Origin of the sequence: Streptomyces sp. ADMS (assembly GCF_033441795.1) — a bacterium.
In the GTDB taxonomy this organism is placed as follows: Bacteria; Actinomycetota; Actinomycetes; order Streptomycetales; family Streptomycetaceae; genus Streptomyces.
On record NZ_JAVFVX010000044.1, the window covers coordinates 1 to 14,959 of the forward strand.

The following is a 14,959-nucleotide window of genomic DNA, read 5'->3' on the forward strand; positions in this document are numbered from 1 at the left end:
ATTCACACCAGACCCGTGACCTGCGACTTCACGATGCACACCACTCAATGGGCCAGCCTGGGCGGTGTCTGCGATCGCCTGACGCCGCTGGTCCTCTTCCTCAGGACTAAGCGGCTCGCCGGCAGCGCGCGCCAGTCGTATCTCCGCGGCGTGAGTGAGAGCCTCCCCGATGTCGGCCCTGTGCCGCCGGGCAGCTGTGAGAAATGCGGCGTAGACCTCGCGTTGTTGCTGGCGGCGGACAGCGTCCACGCTCCCGCGTCCCTGGGCGCTCCCTGCGGCGTAGGCCGCTGCGGCGGCCAAAATGGCGGTGGGGGTGGTGATGAGCGCGGCTGTGACGGCAGGATCCATGCCGGGTGATGATGCCGCAAGGCCATTGGCCATGGGAAAAACACCCTCAGCACCCATGGGAGAGGTTCGATCGGGCCGTCTGTGGGCCGTTGCGGGGCTGGCCGACGACGACGGACAGATAGGCCGATAGCTGGTCCCGGGGGCCCCGCTCGAGTCTCCCAGCGCTGGAGACGGTCGCATCAGCCCCAGAAGAACTGTTCTCGCCATTAGCGCGCCTTCCGGTACCTGTCATCCGAAGGAGGGGTCCTCTCAGCAGCCCCGAATTCCCGCAAGGGTAGCGGGCATTGTCTCTGGGGGCAGCGCACCCAGGGAACGGCGGGAGGCTACATGGAACAGGCCCTCAATGAGCGGCAGCAGGCCGTGCTCGACTGGGTGGGCCAGGGGTGTCCCGACGGAGTCTGGCCGGACAGTACGTACAAGACCAGCGGACAGGCCCTGCAGAACCGAGGGCTCATCAAAGTCACCAAACGCCGCGGACATTGGAGCGCCCACCTCACCGAGAAGGGGCGGCAGCACCTCATCGAACGCGGCATCCACCCCGTGGAGCAGAGCACCCCACCGCCGGAACGGCCCGCTCGAAAACCGGCACCGCCACGCCCCAGAGCCGCGCCGAAGGCCCTTACGAACTACGCGGACCAGCTACTCGAAGAACTGGCCGCTGCGAACGACGGCTGTCTCATCAAGCCCATCGAATCCGGCCCGCCCGCGGTGAATTGGGCGTCACGGGTCAACGCCGCCCGCAAGTCCGGCAAGATCCCACACACGCAGGAACTCCACGGATACCGCACCCACCGCGGCTACGAGATCAAGCTGGTCGACATCCCTGCCTGGCGCCTCGCGGAACTCACCCCGCTGCATGTTCCGGCCAGACTCACCAAACCCCATGCCGTCGTGGCCGCCTTCCAAAGGCAGCCGCAGCCCATGGGCCTGACCAAACCCCTCCAGGGCCGAGCCCTGCGCATCATCCAAACCCTCATCACCGCCACCGAAGCACAAGGCCACAAGGCAGCACTCGGAACCACACAAGGCGCTCCGCCACCCCATCGGCGCCGCAAGGCACCACCGCACTTCTCCATCACCGCCCAAGGCGAAAGCGTCGGATTCCTCGTCCTTCAAGAACAAGATCGCAGCGAACACGTCCCCACTGACAAGGAGCTCGCCGAGGCCAAGAAGTACTCATGGATGCGCATCGCCCGCTTCGACTACACCCCCTCCAGCCGGCTGCGTTTCATGCTCCGCGGCGGCAGCCCGCACCGCGCAAGCGAATGGGCGGATCTCCCCGACCGGCCTCTGGAAGAACAACTCGCCGAGATCGCGCAGGAGGTCGGTCTACGCGGCGAAGCCGCGGAGCGTAAACGCCTTGCAGACCAGAAAGCCAGAGAGGTACAGCAAAAGCGCTGGGAAGCCGCCATGCAGGAAGCCCACGCCGCCTACGCCCACGCCTATCGCGTCAAACGCCTCGGAGAACAGGCAGACACCTGGTACCAGGCCAGCCGCCTGACCGAATACATCGCAGCAGTACGCAACCACGCCACATCGCTTCCGCCCAGGCAGGAGCGGACCGAGATCGAGGCGTGGCTCGCGTTCGCGGACGCGCACCTCCAAATCCTCATCGAATCGGCCTCAGCACCGAAACTGCCCACACCACCGAAGCCCAGCGGCGACGACCTCAAGCCCTTCCTCGGTCACTGGAGCCCCTACGGGCCCCGCTCCTACTGAGCTTTGACTCCGCCCACGACCTACGGAATTTCACCAAGCGGAAGATCGGCAACATAGCGGCGGATCGCCGGTTACCGAAACCGGTGGTCCGCCGAATATTGGTAGTTCCACCGCCACTCACTGATCAACCGTCGAAAGGCAGAAGCCGAACCAGGGGAAATCACACCGCCACGAGCCGGACCCGCTCGCCGCACAGTTTCGTCATGTCGTCGATATCGGAAGTCAGCATGACCACGGGGCGGTGTTGTCGCAGCGCGGCCTCGGCGACGGCCGCATCGATCGCGTACTTGTGTCCGTGCAACCCGGCATTCATCAGCAACTTCGAGGCCGCCCTCGCCTCCTCGTCACCGACTGCGACGACCCGCAGCCCGGAAAGCACCCAGTTCAGGCGGGACTTGTTCGTACGGGCGTGGACGACTTCGATGATGGTGAGCGCACTGATCACGACCTCCATGCTGCGCGAGCGCGCCTCAGCGATCAGAGCCACCACCTGCTCATCGTCGGCGAGCAGCTTCGAGAGTCCCTCGCTGTCGAGGACCAAAGTTCCCTCGTGACTCAACCGGCGGCGGGCCACTCAGCCTCCTCGGCAAACACCTCGTCGAAGACCTGCCGCGCCCGCTGACGAGCCGGCTCGGAGACCGGCCCCTTGCGGCTCTCGTAGTCCGCCAGGTACTCGTCCAGGACCTGTCCGCGCAGCTCACGTTCGACCGCCTCGGCGATGAATGCGGAGAACTCCCTCTTGCCCACCCGCGCCCGAATCGCCTCCGCGGTCCCCTCCGGCAGCGACAGGCTCACCCGTGTCGCCGGCCCTTCCCCGATGCTGTACGTCGTCTCAGCCATACCCCGATTGTGTCAAACGAGTAGGAAAAGTGCCACGTCCGCACTACCTCACACTCGGCCAGCGTCCCGCTCGCGCAAATCCCAGCACGGGCATCCCATCCCGTCCCAGCACGATCCCAGCACGGTAGGGATGAGCAGGGGTGATAACAGGTGACGAGGGGTCAGCTATCCCAGCACCATCCCAGCACGGGAAAAAACAAAGGGCCCGACCCCGAAGAGTCGAGCCCCACCTGACATGCATGTTTGCCAGATCAGCGACGTGGTGATACGTCAGCCGCTACACGTTGAAGCGGAACTCCACCACGTCCCCGTCCTGCATCACATACTCCTTGCCCTCCATACGTGCCTTGCCCTTGGCGCGGGCCTCGGCGACCGAGCCCGTTTCCACCAGGTCCTCGAAGGAGATGACCTCCGCCTTGATGAAGCCCTTCTGGAAGTCGGTGTGGATGACTCCGGCGGCCTCGGGGGCGGTGGCGCCCTTCTTGATGGTCCAGGCGCGGGATTCCTTGGGGCCGGCCGTCAGGTAGGTCTGCAGCCCCAGGGTGTTGAAGCCGACTCGGGCCAGGGTCGCCATGCCGGGCTCCTCGACGCCGACCGACTCCAGGAGTTCCATCGCCTCCTCCTCGTCGAGCTCGGCGAGGTCCGCCTCCAGCTTGGCGTTGAGGAAGATCGCCTCGGCGGGGGCGACCAGGGCGCGCTGCTCGTCCTTGAAGGCGTCGTCGACCAGTTCGTCCTCGTCGACGTTGAAGACGTAGAGGAAGGGCTTGGTGGTGAGGAGGTGCAGGTCGTGGAGGAGTTCCTCGTTGCCGGAGCCCTGGACGATGCCCACGGAGAACAGCGTGTCGCCCTTCTCCAGGATCTCCTTCGCCGCCTCGACCGCGGCGACCTTCGGCCCGATGTCCTTCTTGATACGCGACTCCCGCTGGAGGCGCGGCAGGACCTTCTCGATGGTCTGGAGGTCCGCGAGGATCAGCTCGGTGTTGATCGTCTCGATGTCGTCCTTCGGCGAGACCTTGCCGTCGACATGCACGACGTTCTCGTCCTGGAAGGCGCGGATGACCTGGCAGATCGCGTCGGACTCGCGGATGTTCGCGAGGAACTTGTTGCCCAGCCCCTCACCCTCCGAGGCGCCCTTCACGATGCCGGCGATGTCGACGAAGTCGACGGTCGCCGGAAGGATCTTCTGCGAGCCGAAGATCTCGGCCAGCTTCGCGAGGCGCGCGTCCGGGACACCGACCACGCCGACGTTCGGCTCGATCGTGGCGAACGGGTAGTTGGCCGCCAGCACGTCGTTCTTGGTCAGGGCGTTGAACATGGTCGACTTGCCGACATTCGGCAGACCGACGATTCCGATCGTGAGCGACACGTTGCGACTTCCCGTACGAGAGGAGGGTGAGGAGAGTGGAGACGATCCCCCAGTCTACGGGCTGCCGTACCCCCGCCCGGCGCCGTATCGAAGGCCTGACCAAGGTCTGTCCGGAGGTCAGTCCGGCTGTCTGTCCGTCGGCGTGTCCTGAGCGCTTGTTCGGCGTGTATTCGGCGTGTCTGAGGGGCTGTTCCGTACGCGGGCCGACCTAGGTTGGTCCCGTGGAGCAACACAGGATCCGACCCCGTCCCCCGCACTCCGGCCCGGCCAGGCCCGGCCGCGGCACCCCGCCGGCCCCGCGGGGCGACCGGACCGCAGGGCGGGCGGCGGCCGGATCCCGGCGTCCCGTGGCCACCACCCGGCGGTCCGCTCCGCCGGTCGTACAAGCCCTGCGGCGGATGCCGAATCCCCGGCTCACCGGGCTCGGCGGCGGGCTGTTCTGCGCCGCGGTGATGTTCGCGCTCGGCTGTCTCGACCAGTTGCTGTTCGGGGCGTCCCTGACGGTGTACAGCGTCCTTTTCCTGCCGGTGTGCGTGCTGACCGCGGCCTGGGTGCGGGGCGCGGACCTGGTGACGGCGCCCGTCGTCGTACCCATTGCCTTCACCGTGGGCCTGCTGCCCGTGGCGGACGGCGACGGCGGGATCTTCTCCCGCCTGATGGGCATCGTCACCGCGCTAGCCACCCAGGCCGGGTGGCTGTACGGGGGGACGCTCGTCGCGGGCGTCATCGCGACCGTGCGGAAGGTCCGCCTGATGAACCGACGGGCGGGACGGGCTCGTATGCCGGTGTGAGTTGCTGAAGTTTTTTGGGGATCTCAGGGTGCGGGGGACCGGGGCTCCCGCAGACCCGGAAGGCCGGAGTTCCCGCAGACCCGGAAGGCCGGGGGCCCGAAGGCCGGGGGCCCCAGAAAGCCGGGGGCCCGGAAGGGCCACGAGTTCCCGAGGCCCCCGAGTTTCCAGGCGCCCCAAGTCCCCCGCCCGGCCCCCGGCCCCCCGCCCGGTTACGCCTCCTTGGCCGCCCGCATCGCCGCGCCCACGATTCCCGCGTTGTTCTGCAGCTGCGCCGGGACGATCTCCGCCTTGATGCCCTCGATCAGCGGCAGGAACTTGTGGGACTTGCGGCTGACGCCGCCGCCGATGATGAACAGCTCGGGGGAGAACAGCATCTCCACATGGGCCAGGTACTTCTGGACGCGCTGGGCCCAGTGCTCCCACGTCAACTCGTTGTCGTCCTTGGCCTTGGTGGACGCCCGGGTCTCCGCGTCGTGACCGTGCAGTTCCAGGTGGCCCAGTTCCGTGTTCGGGACCAGGACACCCTCCGCGAAGAGGGCGCTGCCGATGCCCGTGCCGAAGGTGAGGAGGGCGACCGTGCCCCTGCGGTCGCGGCCTGCGCCGAACTGCATCTCGGCGACGCCCGCCGCGTCCGCGTCGTTCAGCACCGTCACCGGGAGGCCGCCCAGCCGGGCGCTGAGCAACGCGCGCGCGTCCGTGTCGATCCAGTCCTTGTCGACGTTCGCCGCCGTACGGATCGTCGAGCCACCCGTGACCACGCCCGGGAAGGTGATCCCGACCGGGCCCGTCCAGCCGAAGTGGCCGACGACCTCCTTCACGCCGTCCGCCACCGCGTCGGGCGTGGCCGGGTGCGGGGTCAGCACCTTGAAGCGTTCCTCCGCGAGGTCACCCCTGTCCAGATCCACAGGGGCACCCTTGATCCCTGACCCACCGATGTCCACGCCGAAAATGTGCATGGCTCTACGTTACGGCGTACGACTGACAGTCACTCACCCGAGGGGGTGGGTGCGGGCGTCACGCCCGTGCGCTGCGCCACCAGCTCAGCCGCCTCCGCCCGCAGGTCTCGGCGCAGCTCCTTCGGCAGTGAGAACGTGATGGACTCCTCGGCCGCCTTGACGAGCTCCACGTCCTCGAAGCCGCGCTGCGACAGCCACTCCAGGACCTGCTCGACCAGGACCTCGGGGACCGACGCGCCCGAGGTGACGCCGACCGTCGACACGCCGTCCAGCCACGCCTCGTCGATCTCGTCGGCGAAGTCCACGAGGTATGCCTCGCGCGAGCCGGCGAGTTTCGCGACCTCGACCAGGCGGACCGAGTTCGAGGAGTTCCTGGAGCCGACGACGATCACCAGCTCCGCCTCCTCACCCATCTGCTTCACCGCGAGCTGACGGTTCTGGGTGGCGTAGCAGATGTCGTCGCTGGGCGGGGAGATCAGCTGCGGGAACTTCTCCTTGAGTGCGTCGACGGTCTCCATCGTCTCGTCCACGGAGAGGGTGGTCTGGGACAGCCAGACGACCCTCGACGGGTCGCGGACCTCGACCTTGGTGACGTCCTTCGGTCCGTCGACCAGCGTGATGTGGTCCGGGGCCTCGCCGGAGGTGCCGATGACCTCCTCGTGGCCCTCGTGACCGATCAGGAGGATGTCGTAGTCCTCATTGGCGAAACGGACGGCTTCCTTGTGGACCTTGGTGACGAGGGGGCAGGTCGCGTCGATGGTCGCGAGCTTGCCGGCGGCGGCCTCGTCGTGCACGACCGGGGCGACGCCGTGTGCGGAGAACATGACGATCGATCCCTCGGGGACCTCCGCCGTCCGCTCGACGAAGATCGCGCCCTTCTTTTCGAGGGTCTGTACGACGTACTTGTTGTGCACGATCTCGTGCCGGACGTAGATGGGGGCCCCGTACTGTTCGAGGGCCTTCTCGACGGCGATCACGGCGCGGTCCACTCCCGCGCAGTAGCCCCGGGGGGCGGCGAGCAGGACACGGCGGCCAGGCGAAGCGGTCATACGAACCATCGTAAGGCCGCGCTCGGTGCGGTAACGCTTGTGCGGGTTTCGCCCCCGCCGCCGCTGCCCGTCCCAGCCTGTCCCCGGGGGCGCTGCCCCCAGACCCCCCTGTCGCGCTGAACGCGCTCCTCCCCAAACGCCGAACGGGCTGGAAATGCGGGCGGGACAGGACCTGCCCGGTGTTGTCAGTGCGGGCCGTTAGTCTCGCGGTATGGGTCTCAATACGTCCGCTGACGCTCCGCTGCCCGTTGGTGAGGTGTCGCGGCTCATCGGGGGGTGGATCGACCGGCTCGGTGCCGTGTGGGTCGAGGGGCAGATCACCCAGCTGTCGCGGCGGCCCGGCGCCGGCGTGGTGTTTCTGACGTTGCGTGACCCCTCGCACGACATCTCCGTCGCCGTCACCTGTTATCGGCAGGTGTTCGACACCGTTGCCGACGTGGTGAGTGAGGGAGCCCGTGTCGTCGTACTCGCGAAGCCCGAGTGGTACGCCCCTCGGGGGCAGTTGTCGCTGCGGGCCACCGAGATACGGCCCGTCGGGGTCGGGGAACTGCTCGCCCGGCTGGAGCAGTTGAAGAAGGCCCTGGGCAACGAAGGGCTGTTCGCCGCCGAGCGGAAGAAGGCGCTGCCCTTTCTGCCGCAGCTCATCGGGCTCGTGTGCGGGCGGGCCTCCGCCGCCGAGCGCGACGTCCTGGAGAACGCCCGGCGCCGCTGGCCGGCCGTCCGCTTCGAGGTGCGCAACGTCGCCGTGCAGGGCGTACACGCCGTACCGCAGGTCGTCCAGGCCGTGAAGGAGCTGGACGATCTCGGCGATGTGGATGTCATCGTCGTGGCTCGGGGCGGGGGGAGCGTGGAGGATCTGCTGCCCTTCTCCGACGAGCAGCTGGTCCGGGCGGTCGCCGCCTGTCGTACGCCCGTCGTCTCCGCCATCGGCCACGAGCCCGACCATCCGCTCCTCGACTACGTGGCGGACCTGCGGGCCTCCACCCCCACCGACGCCGCCAAGAAGGTCGTACCGGACGTGGGTGAGGAGTACGAGCGGGTGCGGCTGCTGCTCGACCGGGCCAGACGGTCCGTCCGCGCCTTCGTCGAGCGGGAGGAGCGCGGGCTCGCGCACGCCCTCGCCCGGCCCTCCATAGAGGATCCGCACCGGATGATCGACGAGCGGGCCGACCATGTCGTCTCCCTCGTCGAACGGTCGCGGCGCACCCTCGGCCATCTCCTCGACCGCGCCGATTCCGAGCTGTCCCACACCCACGCGCGAGTGGTGGGCCTCTCCCCCGCCGCGACCCTGCGCCGCGGGTACGCCGTGCTGCAGCAGGCCGACGGGCACGCGGTCCGGGACCCGGGTGACGTGGCGGCCGGTGAGTCTTTGCGGGCGCGGGTCGCCGAGGGTGAGTTCCCTGTCCGAGTCGATGTCTAGGGTGGGCGCATGACCAGCAACGTGAGTGAGGCGCTCGGCTACGAGCAGGCGCGGGACGAGCTGATCGAGGTCGTACGGCGGCTGGAGACGGGCGGTACGACCCTGGAGGAGTCCCTCGCCCTCTGGGAGCGCGGTGAGGAGCTCGCCAAGGTGTGCCGGCAGTGGCTGGAGGGGGCGCGCAAGCGGCTCGACGCGGCCTTGGCCGGGGGGCAGTCCGAGGTGGGGGGCGAGGAGGACGGCTCCGGAACCGACTCCGGAGCGGAGTGACCTTTGCCGTCTCCTGCCGATACCGCGACTTTCTGTGAAGCGGATCACCATCCCCCACTTTTGATTGAACCTTGAACTTCTCTTTTGTACTGTCGATTTCGTCAGCCGATCCCGATCCGACGGATCCGGCGAACGTCTACAGAAGGTCTGCCATGTCCCTCGTTCTTGACTCCGCCGCCCAGGACCTGCTGTTCCGCGAAGCCCGTACCGCGAACACCTTCACCGACGAACCGGTGTCGGACGAGCAGATCCAGGCGATCTACGACCTGGTCAAGTACGGCCCCACCGCCTTCAACCAGACCCCGCTGCGCATCACCCTGGTCCGCTCCCCCGAGGCCCGCGAGCGCCTCGTGCAGCACATGGCCGAGGGCAACCAGGCGAAGACCGCCACGGCGCCGCTGGTCGCGATCCTCTCCGCGGACAACGAGTTCCACGAGGAACTGCCGACCCTGTTCCCGGTCTTCCCCCAGGCCAAGGACCTCTTCTTCGGCGAGCGTTCCGCCCGCGAGGGTGCCGCCGGGCTGAACGCCGCCCTGCAGGCCGCGTACTTCATCATCGGCGTGCGTGCCGCCGGCCTCGCCGCCGGTCCGATGACCGGTCTCGACTTCGCGGGCGTCCAGAAGGAGTTCCTGGACGGCGACCACACCCCGCTGATGGTCGTCAACATCGGCAGGCCGGGCGCCGACGCCTGGTACCCGCGCTCCCCGCGTCTGGCGTACGACGACGTCATCACCACCGTCTGAGTTCACCCACGCGTTCACGACCGAGGCCCCCGGCTCGTGCCGGGGGCCTCGGTCGCGCCTGCTTGCCTACACGTTCTCCTACGTCGTCTTCAGCGCCTGGGCCATCTTCGTCAGGTGGTCGAACGACGCCGTGCCCGCCACCACCGTCGTGGAGCCCTTCTCGCGCAGCACCAGCGCGTCGTACTTCTCGCCCTCGTACCGCGTCCACGTCGCATCCCCTATGCGCTGGGTGACCTTCGTCTCCCGGGCGCTCTGGGTCTTGTCATCGATGAAGACGGACGGCTTCTGAGCGGACTGCTCCACTGCCACGTATTCACCCTCGGGGTCATGGAAGCCGAGGTGCCACGCGTCGAAGTCCTTCCCCGAGAAACGCACCGAGGTCGCCTTCCAGTCGGCCGACAGGCCCTCCGGCGCGGCCACCGGATAGCTCGCGGCGCGGCGAGCCGTCAGCAACTCGACGCGGTAGTCGACCCGTTTGAGCTCGGGAGCGGAGTCGTCGTGCGGGATGAAGAAGTAGATCACTCCCGCCGCGAGACTGATGAGACCCAGGGAAAGAATCATGTCCCGGGCCGTCTTCTGCTTGCCGTTCTTGCCGTTCGAACCTGCCACGCTCCCTATCGTCGCAGGTGCATCAGCCGCTCATCCGTGGGGCCCCCTGCTCATTTTGTCTGCCTAACGATAGAGTCGGGGCTACACCCTCATCCGGCCGTCGTCGTATCAGAAAGGTGCGTCTCGATGACCGAGCATCATCAACTGCCGTCCGAACTCGAAGTCCCCTCCGAAGCTCCCGACCGCAATCTCGCCCTGGAACTCGTCCGGGTGACCGAGGCCGCGGCGATGGCCGCGGGCCGCTGGGTCGGCCGCGGTGACAAGAACGGCGCCGATGGTGCCGCGGTGCGCGCCATGCGGACCCTCGTCTCGACCGTCTCGATGAACGGCGTCGTCGTCATCGGTGAGGGTGAGAAGGACGAGGCGCCCATGCTCTTCAACGGGGAGCGTGTCGGCGACGGGACCGGGCCCGAGTGCGACATCGCCGTCGACCCCATCGACGGTACGACCCTGACCGCCAAGGGCATGACGAACGCCATCGCGGTGCTCGCGGCGGCCGACCGCGGGTCGATGTTCGACCCGTCCGCCGTCTTCTACATGGACAAACTGGTCACCGGGCCGGACGCCGCCGACTTCGTCGACATCAACGCGCCCGTCTCCGTGAACATCCGCCGGGTCGCCAAGGCGAAGCGGGTCACGCCCGAGGACGTCACCGTCGTCATTCTCGACCGGCCGCGCCACGAAGGCATCATCAAGGAGATCCGGGAGACCGGCGCACGCATGAAGCTGATCTCCGACGGCGACGTCGCCGGTTCCATCCTCGCGCTGCGCGAGGGCACCGGCGTCGATCTGCTGATGGGTATCGGCGGCACGCCCGAGGGCATCATCTCGGCCTGCGCCGTGAAGTGCCTCGGGGGCACCATCCAGGGCAAGTTGTGGCCCAAGGACGACGAGGAGCGGCAGCGGGCGGTGGACGCGGGACACGATCTCGACCGCGTTCTGCTGACCGACGACCTGGTCTCCGGTGAGAACGTCTTCTTCGTCGCGACCGGGATCACCGACGGTGAGTTGCTGCGCGGGGTTCGCTACCGGTCGGAGACGGCCATGACGGAGTCGATCGTGATGCGGTCGAAGTCGGGGACGGTTCGGCAGATCTCGTCCGAGCATCGGCTCAGCAAGCTGCGGGCTTACAGCGCCATCGACTTCGACCGGGCGAAGTGACTCCGTCGCCTGAGGGAAGTACTGCGGTTGTGGGTGGCTGCGGGTTCGTTGTGGCAGTTCGCGCGGTTCCCCGCACTCCTGCGGGGGCTCGCCCGGCACACGGCTGCCACCGAGCTCACCTCTGACCCGGGAACCGCAAGGCCCGTACGGGAGTAGGGGGCGCCCTCTGTGCGGAGAGGGCGCCCCCTGCCCATGACCAACGTGACCCGGCGAGGTCAGCCCGCCGCGGCTATCGTGCCGCGGGCCGTCTTCTGGAGTTCCATTTCGCGGCGACGGCGCCTGGCCAGGACCACTCGGCGTTCGGCGGCGGTGAGGCCGCCCCAGACTCCGTACGGCTCGGGTTGCAGCAGGGCGTGTTCGCGGCACTCGACCATGACGGGACAGCCGCCGCACACCCGCTTGGCCGCCTCCTCCCGGGAGAGCCGGGCCGCGGTCGGTTCCTTGGAAGGGGCGAAGAAGAGACCCGCCTCGTCGCGCCGGCACACCGCCTCGGTGTGCCACGGGGCGTCCTGGTCCCTCTCTCGCACTGGCACCCGCTGGGGCGGAACGGCAGCGACCTGCAGGGACGAACGCGGCGGTTGCAGCACGGTCTACTCCTGACGACGGCTTCGCGAGCTGGAGGGAGCCGTGGGGCCCACGAGGACCGGGGCGACGGATCCGGGACGTCCGGGGCGTGCGATCGCAAGGCGCGCGCGTGCCGGGCGTACCGGGTTCCGCGTGAAGCCCACGGCACCCTCCAAGAGACGATGCTGCAAGCCCTACCCGCTGTGCGCGCGCCTATGCACTGAGTTCCCGACCGCTGGGATTCCAGGGCATTGTGGAGGCGTCGCGAGCTGACCGAATCTCTTCGGGTGCGACCGAATTCACAGCCGTCAACGGTCCAGGTGTTTGCGCAAACTCCTGTCGACCTTGCGGGAGACGCGGCCCAGTATGTCCTCGATCATCCTGCCCCGCTTGGGCTTCGCCTCCACACTGCCGAGTATGGCCAGCCCGTCCACATAGACCACGGGTGCCCCGGGTTCGCCCGAATCCAGCGTGCGCACCTCGAAGGCGCCGAGCACACCGCCGCCGGTACCGCGCAGTGACACGTTCTCCGGGACCCGGATCTCGACGCTGCCGAAGACCGAGATCGCCTTGATCACGACCTGCTGGTACTCGAATATCGCCTCACTGAGGTCGATCTCGACGCTGCCGAAGATCGCGTACGCGTGCATCCGGCGCCCCGCGCGCCAACGGCCCTTGCGGACGGCGCTGCTGAAGACCGCCACCACGTTGTCGTCGGGGTCCATCGGGATCGCGCCCGGGGTGGGGCGGTTGGGCGCGGGGGCGTATCCCCGGGGCGTGTGGGACTGGTAGGACCGGTGGCCGGCGGGCAGGTCCCGGACGAAGACCTCCAGTTCCCCGACCGTCTTGGCGCTCAGCACGCCCTCGACGCGCTCTGCGTGCTCGTCGGGTGTGAGGCGGCCCTCGGCCAGCGCCTCGCGCAGGATGTCCGCGACGCGGTCGCGTTCGGCGTCCGAAGCGCGGAGTTCCGTGGCACGGAGTTCGGAGGCGCGCGGTTCGGTGTGCTTCTGAAGGTCCACGGAAGCAGCGTACCCAAACGCGATAGATCGCGACTAGGGGTGTGGCATCGGGTCTTGGACTGAGTCCTACCCGACAAGCTCCTCCGCGTCGGCAGGTCATACGCTGGTGGGCGCCCGCCAATGACGGCAGGCCGCTGTCTTCGTCGAGTGAGGAATGGGCGAGATGCCTGAGTTCGCGTACACCGATCTGCTCCCCATGGGAGAGGACACCACCCCGTACCGGCTGGTGACCTCCGAGGGTGTCTCCACCTTCGAGGCCGACGGGCGCACGTTCCTCAAGGTCGAGCCGGAGGCGCTGCGCAAGCTCGCCGCGGAGGCCATCCACGACATCCAGCACTATCTCCGGCCGGCCCACCTGGCGCAGTTGCGGCGGATCATCGACGACCCCGAGGCGTCGGCCAACGACAAGTTCGTGGCACTGGACCTGCTGAAGAACGCCAACATCGCGGCGGCGGGCGTGCTCCCCATGTGCCAGGACACCGGTACGGCGATCGTCATGGGCAAGCGCGGGCAGAACGTCCTCACGACGGGCGGGGACGAGGCGGCCCTGTCCGAGGGCATCTACGACGCGTATCTGAACCTGAACCTGCGCTACTCGCAGATGGCTCCGCTCACCATGTGGGAGGAGAAGAACACCGGCTCCAACCTGCCGGCCCAGATCGAGCTGTATGCCACCGACGGGGGCGCGTACAAGTTCCTGTTCATGGCCAAGGGTGGCGGGTCGGCCAACAAGTCGTTCCTGTACCAGGAGACCAAGGCCGTCCTCAACGAGGCCTCCATGATGAAGTTCCTGGAGGAGAAGATCCGGTCGCTGGGTACGGCGGCCTGTCCGCCGTACCACCTGGCGATCGTGGTGGGTGGTACGAGTGCCGAGTACGCGCTCAAGACCGCCAAGTACGCCTCCGCGCACTACCTGGACGAGATCCCGGGCGAGGGTTCACCGCTCGGGCACGGTTTCCGGGACAGGGAACTGGAGGAGAAGGTCTTCGAGCTGACGCAGAAGATCGGCATCGGGGCACAGTTCGGCGGCAAGTACTTCTGCCACGACGTGCGGGTGGTGCGGCTGCCCCGGCACGGCGCCTCGTGTCCCGTCGCCATCGCCGTGTCCTGTTCCGCCGACCGGCAGGCCGTCGCGAAGATCACGGCGGAAGGTGTCTTCCTGGAGCAGCTGGAGACCGATCCGGCGAGGTTCCTGCCGGAGACGACCGATGAACATCTCGACGAGTCGTCGGATGTGGTTCGCATCGACCTGAACCAGCCCATGGACGACATCCTGGCCGCCCTGACCAGGTACCCGGTGAAGACGCGGCTGTCGCTGTCCGGGCCGCTGGTCGTCGCCCGTGACATCGCGCACGCCAAGATCAAGGAGCGGTTGGACGCGGGTGAGGAGATGCCGCAGTACCTGAAGGACCACCCGGTGTACTACGCGGGGCCCGCGAAGACGCCCGAGGGGTACGCGTCCGGGTCGTTCGGGCCGACCACCGCCGGGCGCATGGACTCGTACGTCGAGCAGTTCCAGGCCGCTGGTGGGTCCAAGGTGATGCTGGCGAAGGGGAATCGGTCGCAGCAGGTCACGGATGCGTGCGGTTCGCACGGTGGGTTCTATCTGGGGTCCATCGGTGGTCCGGCGGCTCGGCTCGCCCAGGACTGCATCAAGAAGGTCGAGGCCGTCGAGTACGAGGAGCTCGGCATGGAGGCGGTGTGGAAGATCGAGGTCGAGGACTTCCCGGCGTTCGTCGTGGTTGACGACAAGGGCAACGACTTCTTCAAAGACCCGGCGCCTGCGCCGACGTTCACGTCGATTCCGGTGCGGGGGCCTGGGCCGGCGTAGTGGGGATCGGGGCGGCTGGGGTGGCTGGGCGTCGGCTTGTTCCGCCCCCGCCGCCCCTACCCGCCCCATCCCCGGGGGGTGCCGCCCCATCGACCCCGCTGGGGCTGCGCCCCAGACCCCCATCGACCTGAACGGCCTCGTCCTCGAACGCCGGACGTGCTGAGACGCCTGGGCCTTGGCTGAAGAAGCGGCGGGGGCGGTGGGCGGGAAGGAAGCCCACGAGAAACCCGCCACCTCCAGACCCCGCACAGGCCAGGACACCCAAACCCTGACTGA

At 68.0% G+C, this 14,959-nt stretch carries 16 protein-coding genes; 8 read left to right on the top strand and 8 right to left on the bottom strand.

Annotated features, from left to right (window positions below; genetic code table 11):
* A partial coding sequence (locus RB628_RS20215; protein WP_318321889.1) for a hypothetical protein occupies positions 1-357 on the top strand: 357 nt, incomplete at its 5' end.
* 318 nt (positions 358-675) lie between these two features.
* The gene (locus RB628_RS20220; protein ID WP_318321890.1) at positions 676-2,067 is read left to right on the top strand and encodes a hypothetical protein; all 1,392 of its coding nucleotides are present in this window, start codon (positions 676-678) and stop codon (positions 2,065-2,067) included.
* Positions 2,068-2,227: 160 nt separating this feature from the next.
* Here RB628_RS20220 and RB628_RS20225 read toward each other — a convergent pair whose 3' ends face one another.
* From RB628_RS20225 to ychF, 3 genes are all read right to left on the bottom strand, one after another.
* Positions 2,228-2,641: a DNA-binding protein gene (locus RB628_RS20225; protein WP_318321891.1), complete on the bottom strand. Its 414-nt coding sequence runs from the start codon at positions 2,639-2,641 to the stop codon at positions 2,228-2,230.
* Positions 2,623-2,907, bottom strand: a complete 285-nt coding sequence (locus RB628_RS20230) for a hypothetical protein (protein ID WP_006138089.1) — start codon at positions 2,905-2,907, stop codon at positions 2,623-2,625. Before RB628_RS20230 ends, RB628_RS20225 begins: the two co-directional genes overlap by 19 nt.
* Before the next feature lie 277 nt (positions 2,908-3,184).
* A complete protein-coding gene (ychF, locus tag RB628_RS20235) occupies positions 3,185-4,273 on the bottom strand; it encodes a redox-regulated ATPase YchF (protein WP_318321892.1) in 1,089 nt (362 codons plus the stop codon).
* Positions 4,274-4,620: 347 nt separating this feature from the next.
* Between ychF and RB628_RS20240 the strand changes: the two genes are divergently transcribed.
* Positions 4,621-5,064: a DUF6542 domain-containing protein gene (locus tag RB628_RS20240; RefSeq protein WP_318321893.1), complete on the top strand. Its 444-nt coding sequence runs from the start codon at positions 4,621-4,623 to the stop codon at positions 5,062-5,064.
* Between the two features lie 209 nt (positions 5,065-5,273).
* Here RB628_RS20240 and ppgK read toward each other — a convergent pair whose 3' ends face one another.
* Together ppgK and RB628_RS20250 are read right to left on the bottom strand one after the other, a co-directional pair.
* Complete coding sequence (gene ppgK, locus RB628_RS20245) at positions 5,274-6,020, bottom strand: polyphosphate--glucose phosphotransferase (RefSeq protein WP_318321894.1); 747 nt, start codon at positions 6,018-6,020, stop codon at positions 5,274-5,276.
* A 29-nt stretch (positions 6,021-6,049) separates the two neighbouring features.
* The gene (locus RB628_RS20250; RefSeq protein WP_318321895.1) at positions 6,050-7,078 is read right to left on the bottom strand and encodes a 4-hydroxy-3-methylbut-2-enyl diphosphate reductase; all 1,029 of its coding nucleotides are present in this window, start codon (positions 7,076-7,078) and stop codon (positions 6,050-6,052) included.
* 202 nt (positions 7,079-7,280) lie between these two features.
* Here RB628_RS20250 and xseA point away from each other — a divergent pair, with 202 nt between their 5' ends.
* The 3 genes from xseA to RB628_RS20265 all read left to right on the top strand — a co-directional run bounded on the left by xseA (position 7,281) and on the right by RB628_RS20265 (position 9,499).
* Entirely contained in the window at positions 7,281-8,489 is a 1,209-nt protein-coding gene (xseA, locus tag RB628_RS20255; protein ID WP_318321896.1) for an exodeoxyribonuclease VII large subunit, read from the top strand.
* Between the two features lie 9 nt (positions 8,490-8,498).
* Positions 8,499-8,756, top strand: a complete 258-nt coding sequence (locus tag RB628_RS20260) for an exodeoxyribonuclease VII small subunit (RefSeq protein ID WP_318321897.1) — start codon at positions 8,499-8,501, stop codon at positions 8,754-8,756.
* 152 nt (positions 8,757-8,908) lie between these two features.
* Entirely contained in the window at positions 8,909-9,499 is a 591-nt protein-coding gene (locus tag RB628_RS20265) for a malonic semialdehyde reductase (RefSeq protein WP_318321898.1), read from the top strand.
* 78 nt (positions 9,500-9,577) lie between these two features.
* On the opposite strand, the gene RB628_RS20270 is transcribed toward RB628_RS20265, so the two are convergent.
* Positions 9,578-10,108 (bottom strand): DUF4245 domain-containing protein, encoded by a 531-nt coding sequence (locus tag RB628_RS20270; protein ID WP_318321899.1) that lies wholly within the window; start codon positions 10,106-10,108, stop codon positions 9,578-9,580.
* 126 nt (positions 10,109-10,234) lie between these two features.
* On the opposite strand from RB628_RS20270, the gene glpX reads away from it, so the two are divergent.
* Positions 10,235-11,269 carry a class II fructose-bisphosphatase gene (gene glpX / locus RB628_RS20275; RefSeq protein ID WP_318321900.1) on the top strand — a complete coding sequence of 345 codons (1,035 nt, stop codon included), beginning with the start codon at positions 10,235-10,237 and terminating at the stop codon, positions 11,267-11,269.
* Positions 11,270-11,484: 215 nt separating this feature from the next.
* Here the strand turns inward: glpX and RB628_RS20280 are convergent, their stop codons facing one another.
* Both RB628_RS20280 and RB628_RS20285 read right to left on the bottom strand, forming a co-directional pair.
* The gene (locus RB628_RS20280) at positions 11,485-11,856 is read right to left on the bottom strand and encodes a WhiB family transcriptional regulator (protein WP_318321901.1); all 372 of its coding nucleotides are present in this window, start codon (positions 11,854-11,856) and stop codon (positions 11,485-11,487) included.
* A 285-nt stretch (positions 11,857-12,141) separates the two neighbouring features.
* The gene (locus RB628_RS20285; RefSeq protein ID WP_318321902.1) at positions 12,142-12,852 is read right to left on the bottom strand and encodes a DUF1707 domain-containing protein; all 711 of its coding nucleotides are present in this window, start codon (positions 12,850-12,852) and stop codon (positions 12,142-12,144) included.
* Between the two features lie 163 nt (positions 12,853-13,015).
* On the opposite strand from RB628_RS20285, the gene RB628_RS20290 reads away from it, so the two are divergent.
* Positions 13,016-14,683: a fumarate hydratase gene (locus tag RB628_RS20290; protein ID WP_318321903.1), complete on the top strand. Its 1,668-nt coding sequence runs from the start codon at positions 13,016-13,018 to the stop codon at positions 14,681-14,683.
* The last annotated feature ends 276 nt before the right edge of the window (positions 14,684-14,959 follow it).